Source organism: Paenibacillus piri (genome assembly GCF_004354045.1).
GTDB classification, from domain to species: domain Bacteria; phylum Bacillota; class Bacilli; order Paenibacillales; family NBRC-103111; genus Paenibacillus_S; species Paenibacillus_S piri.
In genome coordinates this window covers 499,387-515,254 of record NZ_SMRT01000003.1, presented here as the reverse complement: position 1 = coordinate 515,254, position 15,868 = coordinate 499,387, and the positions used below count along the sequence as shown (strand labels likewise).

The window sequence follows — 15,868 nt, the reverse complement described above, 5'->3', positions numbered from 1 at the left end:
TCGTCTTCCAAAACGTTGGTCGTGTTTTTTGTCGGCATCTTCGCCTTCGCGGATTCATCCATCGCGTAGACGGCCTTACGCAGCTTCCGCGCACGATCCTGCAGGATTTCTTGCGGAGACTTTTGGTTGTACCTTGCTTTTGTATGGGTAGCGTCTACGATGATCGAGTTGCTTTTTAAGATATCCTTTTCGACAGCGAGGACCACCGTCTTGCCGATGAGCATGTCCAGCAGATTAATGTCCTTTAACCGCAACTTGCGGAATTTCGTCAGCGAACTCGGATCGATGACCGGGTCCTCYGGCGCCATGTCGAGAAAGTATTTAAACGACAAGTCATACCGAGAGCGCTCGACGATATCTACGTCAGACAACTCGAATATGGCTTTTAATAGGAGATACTTGAACATGCGGATCGGATCGATCGCATTGCGACCGTTGTCTAAACAGTATTTATCTTTCAATTCATCGTATATGAAAGTAAAGTCCACCAGATCGTTGATTTGGCGCAACATATTGTCCTTTGGCACRACGATGTCATATAACCCTGCATATGGACTTAAAACCATTGATTGTTGTTGCCGAATCATTCGATCACCCGCTCTTCATGATGCTTTAATTATAAGCGAAAAGAGGCACAGCCTGCTCAATTTTCTTGAGGGACTGTACCTCTTATAGATGATGCGGACTTTTTCAGTGGCCTCCAAACGTGAAGCCGATCTTTCCGGACTGCCGGTGGAAACGCTCACGTACACGCTAAGCGAAGGCCAGCAAAGCTGCACATGCTGCGGTGGAACGCTTCATGAAATGAGCACTTGCGGCCTGCTCCCCTTGTTGAGACATCCTAGTTGTTTCTCTCATTTAGAATGCCGATATTTAAAATTCCCATAATCAATCACAACAATTCCCCATTAGGTTTTTGACGTATGTTTTCTGAATTTGGCGTTCTTTTTTCTTCGTCAAGGTTCTTCTTATCGATAATCTTACTCCCTAAATCAAAAAAGAAGCCGTGATATACACGACTTCTAATGAGCTAATGTGTTTCATTAACCCACCTCCCACTATAAGTTAATGTTTTCTCGCGTTTTCTCACTCATTCTTAGGTTTTCAACCTTCGACCATTCCGAGCGTTGGAGAAGTCATGTAGCAATGACATATTGGAAAGAAGCAATATTATTTCGCCAGTCTTCTCATGCGCTTAATTCTTCGATACAAAGTTTTGTTGGGTAGCATTTTGAAATTCCCGCGGATTAACGGTTCTATATTTACCTCGAAGATCCAGATTCTTTTCCGGGTATCAATTCCAATGTCCACGGCAAACTCCCAGAGATCTGGATACATTCGGCTGACATTTCTCACCGCATGGATAATGACTTTGTTTAATCTGCGGACCATTCGTGCTCTTTCTAGTGCCGTATATTTTAAATGCCGGGTAAACAGAGTTTCAAGCAAGGTCGGCGTCCCACCGGAATGAGAAGTGGTAATAACGCTTCCCTTTTCCCCCAGTCTCCCGCAAATCCCTCCGACCTTCCAGACGCCGTTGATTCTCAAGGCATGGCATCGGAGATCAAAATGACGCAGTTCCCTTCCCCTTGTCACATTGTTAACCGCTTGTTGAATAAGATATTTCGTATCACCGGTAAGCCTCTCCACGGTTCGCCATAGTTCATTCGCTTTGACAACCTTTGTACGGGTCTCCTGTCTTAACTTATATTCTCCACGGTTCATTCGGTCGATCCGGATGACGCCTCTGGATTTCCTCCCCCTGTCGGGCTTGAGGTAAACCTTATCAAACTTTCGCGTCATACGATTCAATGAACGCTTATGCAGCAGCTCCGTATCGGGAATATAGCTTGCTGTCTCAGGCAAGTGACTGAGCTGGTAAGCAACTGCCAGCTTACTTTTGACATGGTGTACCTCAATTGGCATATTCTCACCTTCTGGCGGTCAATTTTTTAGCTTCGAGATATCTTCGATACTGCTTTAGATCTAGACTCCCTAAACCCTTAAAGTCCGGCCTGGTATTTGCCTCGATAAACCAAACTCTTCCTTTCTTGTCGATGCCCATATCTAAACCGATGATCTTTAGAGGGAAGCGTGAGCCCAGTATTTGAACAATCTGGTAGGAGACATCGATTAATTCTCTCATCACTTCTAATCTGTTTAAGGGCTGATCGATTCCTTTCAATGTTCTGTTAATCCTTATGTCCTTGGCTCCTTTGGCAATATTGGTTACAACAGAGGATCTCCGGGGTGCAACCTTGGCACTGACCCATGAAAGATGCCATCGGCGCAGAGGCTTTTGCAGGACAACGCGCACATCAAATGGGCGCCCATGATAGGTTGCCAAATTAATGCCCTGCTGAATCAGGTATTTCTTATTAGGATTCAATATCTTCTGCAGCTCATAATGCACATCATCAGTAGAGCATCGAATCGTTTTATCGTTATACGAAATCTCGCTTTCGGAGCGATTGCGCCTTGTCACTCGAACGATTCCGTTACCTCTTCTTCCAATATCCGGCTTGATATACACAGTAGAATAGGCTCGGAGCATTCTCCTAAGACTCGAAGTATGAAACCAGTCTGTTTTCGGTATATAACGCGATATAATCGGGTCGTCCATGAGTGGAGAACTCTTTTTCATTTTACTTCGGATTACCGTATGCCTCATGTGGCACCCTCTTTCAAAAAATTCTCCCACCGCTCCTTCACTTCAAAAGGCTTCATTTTTGGATGAGAGATCTGTTCGTCTGGACTTTGGGATATTCTTATCGATTTCCTCCAGAGGCTGGGCCTCGCCGTTAATGAACGTTTTTTACGAGTCTCTGGGCATTTTTGAAGTTTCCATTGCCGATGTCTCCGTCGAGCATAATCGGAATCGAGGCTGCCCGTAAATTGCTTTTGCATATTCCAGCGGGTTCAGAAACGCTATGCGAGCCTTCTCTCCATAGGCCTTCACGATGGATACCTTGGCCGACTGCGCGTTGCATTCAATGAGCCAGATCTTCCCCTTCCGATCTACACCGAAATCGATGCCGATTTCTCCAAACCTCCCATATACTTCCTCAACCCCTATATAGATATCAATCAAGAAACGATTGATATTTTCTTTTAGCTCTTCGATCTGCTCGTTTGTATAATGTGGGAATACTTTCTTAATATACCTGTTATATCGATAGGCAGAGGAATGCGTGGTGATCGGAGAGCCTTGTTGGCCTACACGGATGCAAACCCCAACGATATCGATTTCTCCTTGTTTGTTTCTTTGGAGCTCGGCGCGAAAATCGCAGAGGCGGTTGTTGCTGGCTCTGACCAGATCGATCGCCCGTTGTACGATCATCGGCCGACTCCCGAAGAAGGATTTGATCGCTTTTTGCAAGTTTTCCATCGTGTTGACTCTCTTGCGCACCAAATATCCCAGAATCGAATAGCTGTACAGATAACCGTTATGACGCAGCTTTTCAATGCGCATCACCTGGGTACCCTTCCTTCCGCGACGCGCCTTCACATACACTATGCCATGCTCTCGGATCATTCCCCTGATTTGAGCCATCGTTTGAACATTTTTGGTAGGAGGCAAATATTGGCGTACATTCTCATCCTGGTCTAATAGCTCGTAGAGATCACCTTTATTGAATGCATAAATAGGATTAATCCTCTTGATCCCCAAACGGTCGAATTCCGCTAATAGAGCATCCATCTCTTTACCTGAGCCGCCCCGGACATAGAGGATATCGGGAAAAGGAAATTGCTTTTTCTCCCATCTGTTGGTCTTAAAATTATAGTGAGTTCCTTTAATTCTCTTTTTGGAAATATCCACATCTTCGCTGCAAAAAAAGATAAGGGTCGTTTTGGCTTCCACGTTTGCTTTGGCAATCTCCTTCAATCGTGGGTAGCTGTCCATCTCCTTTAGCGTTTTTGAATTAATGCCAAAAATGACGCCGACAAGCGGACGATTGTGAGACGTAACTTCTTTGTCCATTTCGTTTCACCTCATGCAGGTTTAATAATCTATTTCTTCTGAGGAAAATCCGGCATTTCGTTGACAGAAACAATATCCGCCGTTTTCTTCGACGGTTTCTTCCAATATTTTTCGTTTCCCGGTAACTCGTCAAACCAGGTGGCCTCTTTCGGACAATCCAAAACCATAAGCTTTCCGTATTCCCCATCGCGAGACTGGTGATATTTTAAATAGGCTTTACCTTCTTCAATGGCCAGAATCTCTACTTTCCCTGAAGTATGACTCATACAAAGCCTAACTCGTTTCCCTAAACCGGACGTTCTAGCTTTGGCCTCTTCTACGATACGATAGACTTCCTCCAGCGTAAGCACGAAGCCGCGGTTCCCTGCAACCGGCCTGTTGACAAAAAAGTAATAGGGTGTAACTCCAGCCCATGAAAGCCTATCAAGCAACTCCCCAAGCACTAACGGGTCGTCATTGATTCCTTTCAACACAGGAGATTGGTTAACCACAATCGCCCCCGCATCGTGCAATGCCTTAAAGCATGTTCTCGTTTCCTCCGTTATTTCTCGCGGGTGGTTGACATGTGCCATGATATAGATCCGTTTCTCATCGGTAGAGTGTGTCCGAATCAGATCGAGAAGCTCCTGATCCTCATAGATTCGCATCGGATTGAACACGGGCATCTTCGAACCGATTCTAATAATTTTAACATGATCTATAGCTCTCAGTGCTTCTATAAGATTGCGAAGTTTGTTCGTATTCAGGATTAACGGGTCCCCACCCGTAAGCAGGACGTTATTGATTTCGGGCGTTCTCGCGATATAGTCGAGCCCATCCTGTACGTCCGGCATAGCCTCTTTTACGTCCACCCGGAACAATCGCTTGCGAAAGCAGAAGCGACAGTACGCTCCGCATACCTCTGATACGATCAGCAGCGCTGTCGTTTGGTATTTATGCTGACATCCCTTCACGACATAGTTGGTATCTTCATCGGAAGCGTCCCATCGGCCGTATTCCTGAAGCTCATTCAAACTCGGGATGATAAGTTTTCTAATAGGGTCATGAGGATTTGTCCAATCAATCAGTCGCAAATAATAATCGTTCAGTCGAAAAACAAATTTATCGGTCACTTTCTTGTAAGACACGCGCTCATCCTCTGTTAAACCGGGTATTTCGTCCACATTCGTGATGTATTTTACTGGCATTTTCCAATGAGACTCCTTTCGCCGCCAAAATGTTACTGGGAATCTAAAACCGTTGCTCCTTTCTGCAGAATTTAATTTCAGTAAATGCAGTTATTTCTTTAAGGTGTTGGTTGAAAGCGGATTTTGCCAATAAATCCGCAATCCAGAATCCGCTAATAGAGTGGTTTTTAGTATACAGTCGTGTTCATAACCCAGTAGGGTAAGACGAGGGATTACTCCCTCGGACTCCCCGTCAAACCGTGTATGCGGGCTTCCCGCACACGGCTTTCCTTCGTCAGTTCCCCATCTTCAGGAGTGAGTTCTCTTCATCCGTCGCCGGATTGCTTATTTCACTCCTGAATTAGGAACGTGTGGTGAGTAGATTTGTTAGAAATACCGTTCCTGACGATTCCAATACTATATTGGGTATCAGCGAATTAGAAACCGTAGATTTCTTTTTGCGCATAAAAGCTCGTACCCTCACGCGAGTCCATTCATCTAGTCGTTGAAACTTCTTCTTTACGTTTCCTATACCGAAGTAGTGATGCTAGACTAAATAGTAGACACGGATTAAACTGATGGAATGACTTAATTCGGAGAACTGTGTCAAAATGAAAAACCACTCTATGACGAAGCGTACAAGAAAAAGACGGTGTAGTATATCAAGGAAAGCGGAAAGCCGGTGGCGGAGGTAGCCCGCGAGCTAAAGATTAACGACAATACGCTATACGGCTGGATCAAGAACGAGATCTTAAAAATGGCCATGCATTTCTTCGCAAAAGACGTCGGTAAAATATGAATTTATCCATGAATACCGCTTCGAGTACCGACTGGAGAAGATGTTATGGCGACAACGAACTCGAAACATGACCTTCCCGTTCATGACAACGTGTTAAATCAAGAGTTTACAGCTAATAAACCGAATGAGAAGTGGGTGACGGACATGACCCGTGAGGAAGCTCAGAAGAACAACGAGCGCGCTCATTCCTCTATTCAATATTCAACGCCAGCTGAATTTGAGCACAAAGTGGATGGAGCATGGTGTATATTTTGCGAATGTGCGGAGTTAGCATCAAATAGCTCTCAACTGCCGCAGGAATACAATCGGTGGCCTCGTTCCGTTAACGGGCAGATTAGTTTATTTGTGATATGCTTAATTTTTACATCTGTAACTTTTTAAACATAGCAATTTGAAAGAAACCATGGCTCATTTTTTATGCTAATCTGTATTGTGTATAAACCTACTTAAACGCTTGAATATTAAGGAGGAAAAAAATATGAATAACAAAATCCAAAAAATCACGCCAAACTTGTGGTTCGATACACAAGCCGAACAGGCGGCAGAGCTGTACACTTCTATTTTTAAAAATTCGAAGATAGGAAGAATCACTCACCATGGCAAAAATAATCACGGGATACCAGAAGGAACCGTAATGACTGTGGGATTTCAACTGGACGGGCAACAATTCGTAGCCTTAAATGGCGGTCCGTATTTCAAATTCACAGAGGCAATATCATTTATCGTGAACTGTGAAGATCAAGATGAATTGGACTATTTTTGGGAAAAACTCTCCGAAGGCGGAGATGAAAAGGCTCAAAACTGCGGTTGGCTAAAAGATAAGTATGGCGTGTCGTGGCAAATTATTCCTTCCACTCTAACCGAGATGGTAAGCGACCCAGATCCAGAAAAATCAGAAAGAGTTATGAAAGCATTGCTCCAAACGAAGAGTAAAATTGACATAAAAACTTTGATGCAAGCGTATGAGGGATAAAGTGCACTTTGCCGTTACAGACTGGGGGAAGACCGTACCACGAGTCATTGATAACGGAAAACGTTAGTTCAGAATTTACCGCCTTATGATTGATAGGGCGGTTTTTCTTTTGGCTAGGAATCAACAATCAAGGATAACAGAGCCTAAAAAAGAAATGAATCACCAACGGGATAAGTCTGTCCAAAATTGGGTACTGTCCAAGGTGTCTATGTTGTTACAAACGACACCCGACCGTCATATCGCCCTTTCATTTCCAATATTGAAGTCTATACAGGTTAGTTACCCTAGTGCAGTTTTGTTTTGTCAATTACGAAAAAATCAGTTCCTGCTAATGGAATATAACACCACTTGTTATTAACCTCAATCCATCCGGTTTTGGAAGTATATATTATGTGAAGGCTCTTGGCCCAATAAAATAGTCTATGGCTAGAATATATAAAAGTATCATTTACACGCTCGTAATCAATTGGGTCGTAGTAGGGTCGAATGACAGCAACGTCATTATCTATCTCCATATCTATATTATTTTTCCTAAAAGCCTTAATAATTCAAGTCATTTAACGTAATAAGGTGAATGCTAATTCAACATAATCTGTAATGAACAAAGAAATAATCGTTAAAAACCAACTACAAGCTGGTACCAAAACAAACGCTGGAAATCGTTCGATATCCATTTCTGATTTTGTAGTGAAGCAACTTGAGATTAGAAGGCAAAACATGCTAAAGGAAAAAGCCGCGGCAGGTGATGATTACGAAGATAAAGATTTTGTTATAAAGCATTGGAAAGGCTATCTCGATGATAAGGACGTTCAAACAGAACCAGAACCCGAATATAAATAATCTCACTCACTTGGAGACGTCGATTACACAAGTTTCCTTCCAATATCCTTCCAATTTCTCTAAAACATCCCCATACTATTACTTCTACACCCCGCAAAACCTTGCTTTGTTAGGGCTATTTGCCATGTCTACAAAAAAAGAGACCCGCCAACGGGGCGGGCCTGCAAGAGTTTATATTAAAAAGGGGGTCTTGTTTATTATAATACTCCTCTTACATGTTAAAACGATAACAGAAATATTTCATTTATGTAACAAAATTGAAAGCGTTAAATTGCATGCAGCAATATCGCTTCGAATTCGAAAATGATCGAATCATTGAGAAAAACTCTCATATCACTGATAAAACTTATCAAACCATTGATAAACACTCTCAAATGACTGAAAATCGCTATCAATTAAAGTATTTGCCAAAATTCAGACCTTGACGTATAATCCATAGCAGAACAGAATTTCGTTACGGGGGTGAAAGGCTATGGAGGAATATGACTATCATCATTTGCATCATGTGAAAGAACAATCGAAATCCAAGAAAACCTTGTGGATTACGCTGCTGCTGACCTTATTTTTTACTATCGTTGAAATTATCGGAGGGCTGCTTTCCAATTCGCTGGCTCTATTGTCGGACTCCGCTCATATGATATCGGACGTGCTTGCGCTCGGGCTGAGCATGATTGCCATTTACTTGGCTACACGGCCGCCCAACGCACGGTTTACGTTTGGCTATTTGCGTTTTGAAATCGTCGCTTCATTTCTGAACGGTCTGGCGTTGGCGATTATCGCTATCGGAATCTTTATAGAAGGCATTCGCCGTTTCATTCGTCCCGAGCAGATTGACTTCAAGCTGATGCTGATCATTGCCTCGATCGGACTGATCGTCAACGTGGTGCTGACGCTGGTACTCAGCCGCAGCATGAAGGAAGAACAAAATTTGAATGTGCAGAGCGCACTCTGGCATTTCATCGGCGATCTGTTAAGCTCCGTCGGAGTTATCGTGTCCGCGGTACTCATCTATTTTACAGGCTTGCAGTGGTTCGATCCGTTGATCAGTATGGTGATCGGTGCGATTATTTTTACCGGCGGCTGGAAAATTATTAAGGAATCGTACCTCATCCTGATGGAATCCGTACCTTCGCGCTTCGATTTGGACGATGTGCGCCATGCGATAGCCGAAGTGGAGGGCGTTGAGGACGTCCATGAAATGCATCTGTGGGCCATCTCATCGGATCACTATTCGTTAACCGCCCATGTTTTCATTGACGATAAAATTCAACCGTTCTGCATCATTCTCGCCATTAATGAGACACTGAAAGAAAAATACGGCATCGAGCATTCCACCATTCAGATGGAGCATGCCAACATTCATCCTCACGGCGATTACGGTAAAGAGTTTCTTCGCCATAAAGAGGAAGAAAAAAGCTTGCACGACTTACCGATCACAACATAATCTGAAAGTAGTAAAAGCTCCCTCTCCGCGGCCCGCCCGATCGCTCCGCAGAGACGGGGGCTTTTTGTTATGGCGCCTATAGCAAGCCATCCCTACCCAAGCTCATTTCCATGCTCAAAATTAATCGGTTTTGACGTCCTTCGAGAACGAGCGCGTATGTCGGGTAGCGCGACTAAAAAAGCCCGAATGGACGACCAAGTCCATTCGAGCCTGAAGCAGGCTGTCGGCTACATGCCGAGCCATTTCTTGAACAAATGCTTCGTCGTGTCTTTGTTCATTGCAGCGATCGAGGTCGTCAACGGAATGCCCTTCGGACATGAGCGTACGCAGTTCTGCGAGTTGCCGCAGCCTTCGATGCCGCCGTCCTCCATCAAGGCGTCCAGACGTTCCTCCGCGTTCATTTCGCCCGTTGGATGAGCGTTGAACAGACGCACCTGCGAGATCGCGGCAGGTCCGATAAAGGTCGTTTTGTCGTTGACGTTCGGACATGATTCCAGACATACGCCGCAGGTCATGCACTTGGACAGCTCGTAAGCCCATTGGCGCTTCGATTCCGCCATCCGCGGTCCGGGACCGAGGTCATACGTACCGTCGATCGGTATCCAGGCTTTTACCCGCTTCAATGCGGAGAACATCCGCTCGCGGTTAATAACGAGGTCGCGAACGACCGGGAACGTATTCATCGGCGCAATGCGTACCGGCTGCTCCAGCTTATCGACCAGGGCGGAACAGGCTTGACGCGGTTTGCCGTTGATGACCATCGAACAGGCTCCGCATACTTCCTCCAGACAGTTCGATTCCCAGCATACCGGCGTTGTTTTATTGCCCTGCGCATTGGTCGGGTTGCGCTGCACTTCCATCAACGCGCTGATGACGTTCATATTCGGGCGGTATGGAACTTCAAATTCCTCCGTATACGGCTTGCTTTCAGGCGAATCTTGACGGGTCACGATAAATTTGACTTTTTTGCCGGCAGTCGTCGTTTCAGCCATGATTAATGTCCTCCCTTCTTATCCGTCGAATAGTCGCGTTTACGCGGCTTGATCAGCGATACGTCCACTTCTTCCCACTCAATCGTCGGTCCTTCCGGGGTCCATGTGGCTTTCGTCGTTTTCAAGAAGTTATCATCATCGCGTTCTGGGAATTCCGGCTTGTAATGCGCGCCCCGGCTCTCATCGCGAAGCAGTGCGCCTTTCGTCATCACATGGGCCAGCTCCAGCATATTCCACAGCTGACGGGTAAACGCCACGCCCTGGTTGTTCCAGCGGGCCGTATCGGTCATGCTGATGTTGCGGTAACGCTGCTTTAGCTCGTTGATTTTATCGATCGTCTCTTCCAGCTTCTTGTTGTAACGAACGACCGTCATATTGTTGGTCATCCATTCGCCAAGCTCCTTGTGAAGCACGTACGCATTTTCCTGGCCGTCCATGTTCAGCAAGCCTTCATATTTATCCGTTTGTTTTTTCTTCTCGCGGTCGAAGACGGTGGACGAAATATCTTCCGTATGCTTGGACAAGCCTTTGATGTACTCGATCGCTTTCGGACCGGTCACCATACCCCCGTAGATCGCGGACAACAGCGAGTTTGCGCCGAGACGGTTGGCGCCGTGATATTGATACTCGCACTCGCCACAGGCGAACAAACCTGGAATATTCGTCATTTGATTAAAGTCGACCCACATACCGCCCATCGAATAGTGAACGGCCGGGAAAATTTTCATCGGAATTTTACGCGGATCGTCGCCCATGAACTTCTCATAGATTTCGATAATGCCGCCCAGCTTGACGTCCAGTTCCTTCGGATCTTTATGGGACAGGTCAAGGTAAACCATGTTCTCGCCGTTGATGCCGAGCTTCTCGTCAACGCACACCGCAAAAATTTCACGTGTCGCGATATCGCGGGGCACCAGATTTCCGTAAGCCGGATACTTTTCTTCAAGGAAGTACCAAGGCTTGCCGTCCTTGTATGTCCAGATCCGGCCGCCCTCGCCGCGCGCCGACTCGGACATCAGACGCAGCTTGTCGTCGCCGGGAATCGCCGTCGGGTGAATCTGGATCATTTCGCCGTTCGCGTAGTTGACGCCCTGCTGGTAAACTGCGCTCGCGGCCGTGCCTGTGTTAATAACCGAATTCGTCGTTTTGCCGAAAATAATTCCGGGACCGCCCGTCGCCAAAATAACGGCATCCGCTGCAAACGTCTGCACTTCCATCGAACGAAGATCCTGCGCGGACACGCCGCGGCATACGCCGTCGTCGTCAAGCACGGCGCCGAGGAATTCGTAATGCTCGTACTTGGTTACAAGTCCGGCGGTTTCAAAGCGGCGTACCTGCTCATCCAACGCGTACAGCAGCTGTTGGCCGGTCGTCGCGCCGGCGAATGCTGTACGGTGATACTGCGTCCCTCCGAAACGGCGGAAATCGAGCAGACCTTCCGGCGTACGGTTGAACATAACGCCCATCCGGTCCATCAGGTGGATAATGCCCGGCGCCGCGTCGCACATCGCTTTAACCGGAGGTTGATTCGCCAGGAAGTCGCCGCCGTACACGGTATCGTCAAAGTGCTCCCATGTGGAATCGCCTTCCCCTTTTGTATTAACCGCTCCGTTAATTCCCCCCTGGGCACAAACGGAGTGAGAGCGTTTAACAGGAACCAAGGAAAACAGGTTGACGTGAACCCCGGCTTCCGCGGCTTTGATGACAGCCATTAAGCCTGCCAGGCCTCCGCCGACCACGATTACTTTTGAATTAGCCATAGTTGTTCACTCCTCCTTAACCTTGGGCCACTTTAGGCACATTTTGGAACTGCGGGTCGACAAATGCTGTCAATGACAAAATAAACATGACGGACATCACTACAAAAACGCCCATCCAGACATAAGTGGATACGCGCTGCGCTCTTGGACCGACGGTAATCCCCCAGCTGACCAGGAAAGACCACATCCCGTTGCTGAAATGGAAGACGGCGGAGACGATCCCGATACAGTACAGAACGAAGCTGACAGGACTCGAGGCAATGGCATGCATTTGCGTGCCGATCGCTTCCTGCGCAACGTTGCCCAATGTAATCTGGAAGCGCGTTTCGAAGAAATGCCAGGCAACGAACAAGAATGTGATTACGCCGGTTACCCGCTGCAGGAAAAACATCTGGTTGCGGAAATAGCCGTAATTCGACACGTTGTTCCGCGCCGTGTAAGCGACGTACAAGCCGTAAACGGCATGATAAAGAAGCGGCAGCCAAATTCCGAAGATTTCGAGAGCCAAAACGAGAGGCAGCTCGTGGAGCCACTGCACGCCTTCCAAAAACGCGGTATGACCGCCCTGGAACGCTTTGTAGTTCGTCAGCAGATGCTCGACCAGAAAGAAGCCGACCGGTATCACCCCAAGCAATGAATGCAGCTTGCGTGAAAAATACGAGTTACGAAACATTGAATTCCTTTCCCCCCTTAAATAATTGGTGTAACGTTAAAATGGCCGGTTCACACGTTAACAAACCATGTTTCATTGTACCCCCGCAGCAAACAAGCGTCAATAAAATCGCTACGCCTATTTTCCATGGATCGACAATCTTTTATGCAGTATGCAGCAAAGAAATGTGAACGAAGCGTGACATATACATACTACTCCTTTATCGCTTATAATGGAAGTGCTTATTATTTATAATCGCTTATGCGCGTAGAGCATATGCAGAGACCGAGTCATCTCCAATGGCTGTTTTCACGGTTCATCGATAGTCCCGTTCAAGAGCTGAATCGCCCGTTACTATCATCACCTTTTCGAAGGAAGGTAAACCTGTTGATTGAAAATATCGATATATTCGCCGTCGTCGTCGAAATGGAAAGCTTGAACAAGGCTTCGCAGACGCTGAACATTTCCCAGCCTGCGCTTTCCCGCAAAATTATGCGGCTTGAGGAGGAGCTCGGCGTCGAGCTGTTCCGGCGCAAGGGCAAGCGGCTGGAGCTGACCCGCGCGGGCCAGGTCTGCTACGAGCACGCCCTGGAGCAGCGTCATCTGGAGCGTAAGCTGCAGCTGTCGCTGGAGGCGTTCAAGTCCGCAGCCAAGCCGTCCAGCATCATTATCGGCGCAAGCTTGACCACACTGCAATCCACGCTGCCCGATCTGATCACGATCTATACTAAGGATTATCCGAATACGGACATTAAAGCCATCACGGGAAAAACGCATGAAATCGTATCGCTCGTTAAAGAGCGGAAGGTCGATATCGGGCTCGTCGCATCGAAGATCGAGCATCCCGGCCTGCAGTGCATCCCGCTGTTCGACGATCATCTTTGCCTTGTGCTGCCGGTCGGCCACCCGTTCGTCGACAAAGCTTCCATAGATATAAGCGACCTTCACGAGCTGCCGATGATTATGTTTTCCCGCGGCACCTGGTACCGCATCTTGATGGATGAGCTGTTTCACCGGCATGCGCTCCACCCGGATATCCGGATGGAGATCGATTCGTTCGAAGCGATCATCCGTCTCGTATCCACCTGCAAAACGGCCACCTTGCTGCCGGAGTCGTATTTGCGCCGCCATTTAATAGAAGAAAACGATCTCGTCATCCGTTTTATCCCGGCGCTGGAACAAACGACAAGAACGACCTCTCTGTTGTTTACAGAGGAGGCCGTCCATCATCCGTCGGCGCAGCAGTTCATCGAAAAGGCGAAAGATTATTTCAACCCGCAGGCGCAGCGGAATCAGCAGATTTAGCCTGAATCTTCGCCGGCGTCCGCCTCGATTCCGAGCCTGCGCGCAACATAGGCGGTTGTCCCGGCCTGCAGCAAAATCGTCAGCAGTACCGCGAGAAATGTTACGGATGCGATCACATCCGCATATTTGACGCCAAGTCCGGCCACCATGCCGGACAGCGCCGCCGGAATGACGCCCGTTTCGCGGACCCAGAACATGAACGCGATTTCGTTGCGTTTCCAGTCCGCTTTCCGGTCGGGAAGCGTCGATGCCAGCACGGTCAGCGGGCGCGCGATCAGCATAAAAATAAGGATCACCGCAAGACTCGGCCAGAAGTTGGCGAGAATGACCCGGAAATTAACCTGGCTGCCTAATAAAATAAAAATAAGCATCCGCATAATGACCGTTATATTTTCGGTGAAATGGCTTATCTCGTGATGCTTGTCTTCCAAATGCAGCTTAAACAAATCCATATTGCCCCAGATCAGCCCGGCTGTAAATGTCGCCATAAATCCGCTGACCCCCACGCTATCGCCGACCCAGTAAGCGCCGACCGCCGTAACGACGAGCGCGATTGTCGCGTAGTCGCGCAGCCAGCCCAGCTTTAAATGCCCGGATATAAAGGCAAGCGCGAGGCCGACCACGGCCCCGACCAATATGCCGCCAAAGGCCGTTTTGACGAAATCCATGATGCCCGATGACAGCGTGACGGCCTGTCCGCCCATAATGACCGCCAGCACCGAAAACGTCAGAATCGAGCCTGTGGCATCATTGAACGCCGATTCGCTCTCTACCGTTTCCCTGACCTTCGTGCGGATTTTGATCTGCTTGAATACCGGGATCAGAGTCGCCGGATCAGTCGAGGAAATAATCGCGCCCAGCAGCACCGCATACATCATCGGCAGTCCGAGCAGCCAATGCGCCGCAAAAGCGACGACCGCGCATGTAATCAATACGCCGGGAACGCTGAGCAGCGTAACGGTCAGCCACACCTTCTTGAGCCCGGACAGCCGAATATTCCGCCCTCCGTCAAACAGAATGAGCGCAGAGCCTAAAGTAAGGATGAATTGATTCGTAAACGAACTGCTTGTTTCCGTGACGAGATGGAGACCTTGGCCGATAATCATCCCAGCGACTAAAAAGAGCGCGACATCCGGCAGCTTGAGCCACCCTGCCAGTCTTCCGAAGAGCATGCCCATGCCAAGTATAAAGATTAATAAGAACAGGACGTGATGAATCATTTCGCCGACTTCGTTGTGCATACATACACTCCATTCATCACAAGACGCGCATCTGGTTTAGGCTGAAGGATTACCGGCTTACTTCATTTTCGAAAGATTCGATTTGCTGATTCGTGCCGATCACGACCATAATATCCCTCTCATCCAGCGTATCCGCAGCCGTTGGCGCAATAATGACGCTTGTTCGCTTATTGATCGCTACGACGCTGCAGCCGAATTTCGCGCGCGGGTCCAACTCCTTAAGCGTGCGGCCGGACAGCCGCTTCGGCACCGAAAGCTCGGCGATCGTATACTCATCCGACAGCTCGATATAGTCCAGCAAATTCGGCGACACCAGCTGATGCGCCACGCGGATGCCCATGTCCCGCTCCGGGAATATGACCCGGTCGACGCCAAGCTTCTGCAGCACCTTGCCGTGCAGCTCGGACAGCGCCTTCGCCACAACCTGCTTCACGCCGAGATCCTTGAGCAGAATGGCGGCCAAAATACTTGATTGGATATCGTCGCCGATAGCAACGATCGCGCAATCAATATTGCGGATGCCGAGCGACCGAAGCACCTCCTCGTCCGTTGCGTCCGCCGCCACGACATGCGTCAACACTTCGCTCATTTCATCGACCGCTTCTTCGGACTTGTCGATCCCAAGCACCTCATACCCTAATTGAATCAATTCTTTTGCCAGGCTCGAGCCGAATCTCCCCAAACCGATTACCGCGTACTGACTGCGTTTCATAG

Annotated in this window: 17 protein-coding genes; 6 read left to right on the top strand and 11 right to left on the bottom strand. The window is 47.9% G+C overall.

All coding sequences use genetic code 11. The annotated features are described in order from the left end of the window. The 6 genes from E1757_RS10515 to E1757_RS37180 form a co-directional block, all read right to left on the bottom strand. On the bottom strand, positions 1 to 587 hold a 587-nt coding region (locus E1757_RS10515; RefSeq protein WP_133227472.1), incomplete at its 3' end, for a transposase. A gap of 583 nt (positions 588 to 1,170) precedes the next feature. Further along, positions 1,171 to 1,926, bottom strand: coding sequence for a YheC/YheD family protein (locus tag E1757_RS10510; RefSeq protein WP_133227470.1), 756 nt, complete (start codon positions 1,924 to 1,926; stop codon positions 1,171 to 1,173). A 4-nt stretch (positions 1,927 to 1,930) separates the two neighbouring features. Further along, complete coding sequence (locus E1757_RS10505; protein ID WP_281282490.1) at positions 1,931 to 2,644, bottom strand: YheC/YheD family protein; 714 nt, start codon at positions 2,642 to 2,644, stop codon at positions 1,931 to 1,933. Positions 2,645 to 2,815: 171 nt separating this feature from the next. Continuing rightward, a complete protein-coding gene (locus E1757_RS36425) occupies positions 2,816 to 3,982 on the bottom strand; it encodes a YheC/YheD family endospore coat-associated protein (RefSeq protein ID WP_133227466.1) in 1,167 nt (388 codons plus the stop codon). A gap of 29 nt (positions 3,983 to 4,011) precedes the next feature. After that, positions 4,012 to 5,169: a KamA family radical SAM protein gene (locus tag E1757_RS10490; RefSeq protein ID WP_133227464.1), complete on the bottom strand. Its 1,158-nt coding sequence runs from the start codon at positions 5,167 to 5,169 to the stop codon at positions 4,012 to 4,014. Positions 5,170 to 5,509: 340 nt separating this feature from the next. Continuing rightward, positions 5,510 to 5,680, bottom strand: a complete 171-nt coding sequence (locus E1757_RS37180; RefSeq protein ID WP_133227560.1) for a hypothetical protein — start codon at positions 5,678 to 5,680, stop codon at positions 5,510 to 5,512. Between the two features lie 129 nt (positions 5,681 to 5,809). On the opposite strand from E1757_RS37180, the gene E1757_RS37175 reads away from it, so the two are divergent. The 5 genes from E1757_RS37175 to E1757_RS10460 all read left to right on the top strand — a co-directional run bounded on the left by E1757_RS37175 (position 5,810) and on the right by E1757_RS10460 (position 9,204). Further along, the gene (locus tag E1757_RS37175; RefSeq protein ID WP_425464833.1) at positions 5,810 to 5,947 is read left to right on the top strand and encodes a transposase; all 138 of its coding nucleotides are present in this window, start codon (positions 5,810 to 5,812) and stop codon (positions 5,945 to 5,947) included. A gap of 45 nt (positions 5,948 to 5,992) precedes the next feature. Next, a complete protein-coding gene (locus E1757_RS10475; RefSeq protein WP_133227462.1) occupies positions 5,993 to 6,328 on the top strand; it encodes a hypothetical protein in 336 nt (111 codons plus the stop codon). Positions 6,329 to 6,425: 97 nt separating this feature from the next. Then, a complete protein-coding gene (locus tag E1757_RS10470) occupies positions 6,426 to 6,920 on the top strand; it encodes a VOC family protein (RefSeq protein ID WP_133227460.1) in 495 nt (164 codons plus the stop codon). Between the two features lie 597 nt (positions 6,921 to 7,517). Continuing rightward, positions 7,518 to 7,760, top strand: a complete 243-nt coding sequence (locus E1757_RS10465) for a hypothetical protein (RefSeq protein WP_133227458.1) — start codon at positions 7,518 to 7,520, stop codon at positions 7,758 to 7,760. Positions 7,761 to 8,232: 472 nt separating this feature from the next. Further along, on the top strand, positions 8,233 to 9,204 hold the full coding sequence (locus tag E1757_RS10460) for a cation diffusion facilitator family transporter (RefSeq protein ID WP_133227456.1): 972 nt from the start codon (positions 8,233 to 8,235) through the stop codon (positions 9,202 to 9,204). Positions 9,205 to 9,431: 227 nt separating this feature from the next. Here the strand turns inward: E1757_RS10460 and sdhB are convergent, their stop codons facing one another. From sdhB to E1757_RS10445, 3 genes are read right to left on the bottom strand one after another with little or no spacing between them, the layout of a single operon-like run. Beyond that, entirely contained in the window at positions 9,432 to 10,196 is a 765-nt protein-coding gene (sdhB, locus tag E1757_RS10455; RefSeq protein WP_133227454.1) for a succinate dehydrogenase iron-sulfur subunit, read from the bottom strand. Positions 10,197 to 10,198: 2 nt separating this feature from the next. Beyond that, positions 10,199 to 11,956, bottom strand: a complete 1,758-nt coding sequence (sdhA, locus tag E1757_RS10450; RefSeq protein WP_133227452.1) for a succinate dehydrogenase flavoprotein subunit — start codon at positions 11,954 to 11,956, stop codon at positions 10,199 to 10,201. Between the two features lie 16 nt (positions 11,957 to 11,972). After that, the gene (locus E1757_RS10445) at positions 11,973 to 12,629 is read right to left on the bottom strand and encodes a succinate dehydrogenase cytochrome b558 subunit (RefSeq protein WP_133227450.1); all 657 of its coding nucleotides are present in this window, start codon (positions 12,627 to 12,629) and stop codon (positions 11,973 to 11,975) included. A gap of 369 nt (positions 12,630 to 12,998) precedes the next feature. Between E1757_RS10445 and E1757_RS10440 the strand changes: the two genes are divergently transcribed. Further along, a complete protein-coding gene (locus tag E1757_RS10440) occupies positions 12,999 to 13,913 on the top strand; it encodes a LysR family transcriptional regulator (protein WP_133227558.1) in 915 nt (304 codons plus the stop codon). Here E1757_RS10440 and E1757_RS10435 read toward each other — a convergent pair. Both E1757_RS10435 and E1757_RS10430 read right to left on the bottom strand, forming a co-directional pair. Beyond that, entirely contained in the window at positions 13,910 to 15,154 is a 1,245-nt protein-coding gene (locus E1757_RS10435) for a cation:proton antiporter (RefSeq protein WP_133227448.1), read from the bottom strand. The two genes, E1757_RS10440 and E1757_RS10435, sit on opposite strands and share 4 nt — an antisense overlap. A 49-nt stretch (positions 15,155 to 15,203) precedes the next feature. Continuing rightward, positions 15,204 to 15,866 carry a potassium channel family protein gene (locus E1757_RS10430; protein ID WP_133227446.1) on the bottom strand — a complete coding sequence of 221 codons (663 nt, stop codon included), beginning with the start codon at positions 15,864 to 15,866 and terminating at the stop codon, positions 15,204 to 15,206. Positions 15,867 to 15,868 lie beyond the last annotated feature (2 nt).

Coding starts and splice junctions, on each gene's coding strand:
- sdhB (WP_133227454.1), bottom strand. CDS start 10,196: ATGGCTGAAACGACGACTGCCGGCAAAAAAGTCAAATTTATCGTGACC.
- E1757_RS36425 (WP_133227466.1), bottom strand. CDS start 3,982: ATGGACAAAGAAGTTACGTCTCACAATCGTCCGCTTGTCGGCGTCATT.
- E1757_RS10460 (WP_133227456.1), top strand. CDS start 8,233: ATGGAGGAATATGACTATCATCATTTGCATCATGTGAAAGAACAATCG.
- E1757_RS10430 (WP_133227446.1), bottom strand. CDS start 15,866: ATGAAACGCAGTCAGTACGCGGTAATCGGTTTGGGGAGATTCGGCTCG.
- E1757_RS10435 (WP_133227448.1), bottom strand. CDS start 15,154: ATGCACAACGAAGTCGGCGAAATGATTCATCACGTCCTGTTCTTATTA.
- sdhA (WP_133227452.1), bottom strand. CDS start 11,956: ATGGCTAATTCAAAAGTAATCGTGGTCGGCGGAGGCCTGGCAGGCTTA.
- E1757_RS10445 (WP_133227450.1), bottom strand. CDS start 12,629: ATGTTTCGTAACTCGTATTTTTCACGCAAGCTGCATTCATTGCTTGGG.
- E1757_RS10475 (WP_133227462.1), top strand. CDS start 5,993: ATGGCGACAACGAACTCGAAACATGACCTTCCCGTTCATGACAACGTG.
- E1757_RS10510 (WP_133227470.1), bottom strand. CDS start 1,926: ATGCCAATTGAGGTACACCATGTCAAAAGTAAGCTGGCAGTTGCTTAC.
- E1757_RS10465 (WP_133227458.1), top strand. CDS start 7,518: ATGAACAAAGAAATAATCGTTAAAAACCAACTACAAGCTGGTACCAAA.
- E1757_RS10505 (WP_281282490.1), bottom strand. CDS start 2,644: ATGAAAAAGAGTTCTCCACTCATGGACGACCCGATTATATCGCGTTAT.
- E1757_RS10490 (WP_133227464.1), bottom strand. CDS start 5,169: ATGCCAGTAAAATACATCACGAATGTGGACGAAATACCCGGTTTAACA.
- E1757_RS10470 (WP_133227460.1), top strand. CDS start 6,426: ATGAATAACAAAATCCAAAAAATCACGCCAAACTTGTGGTTCGATACA.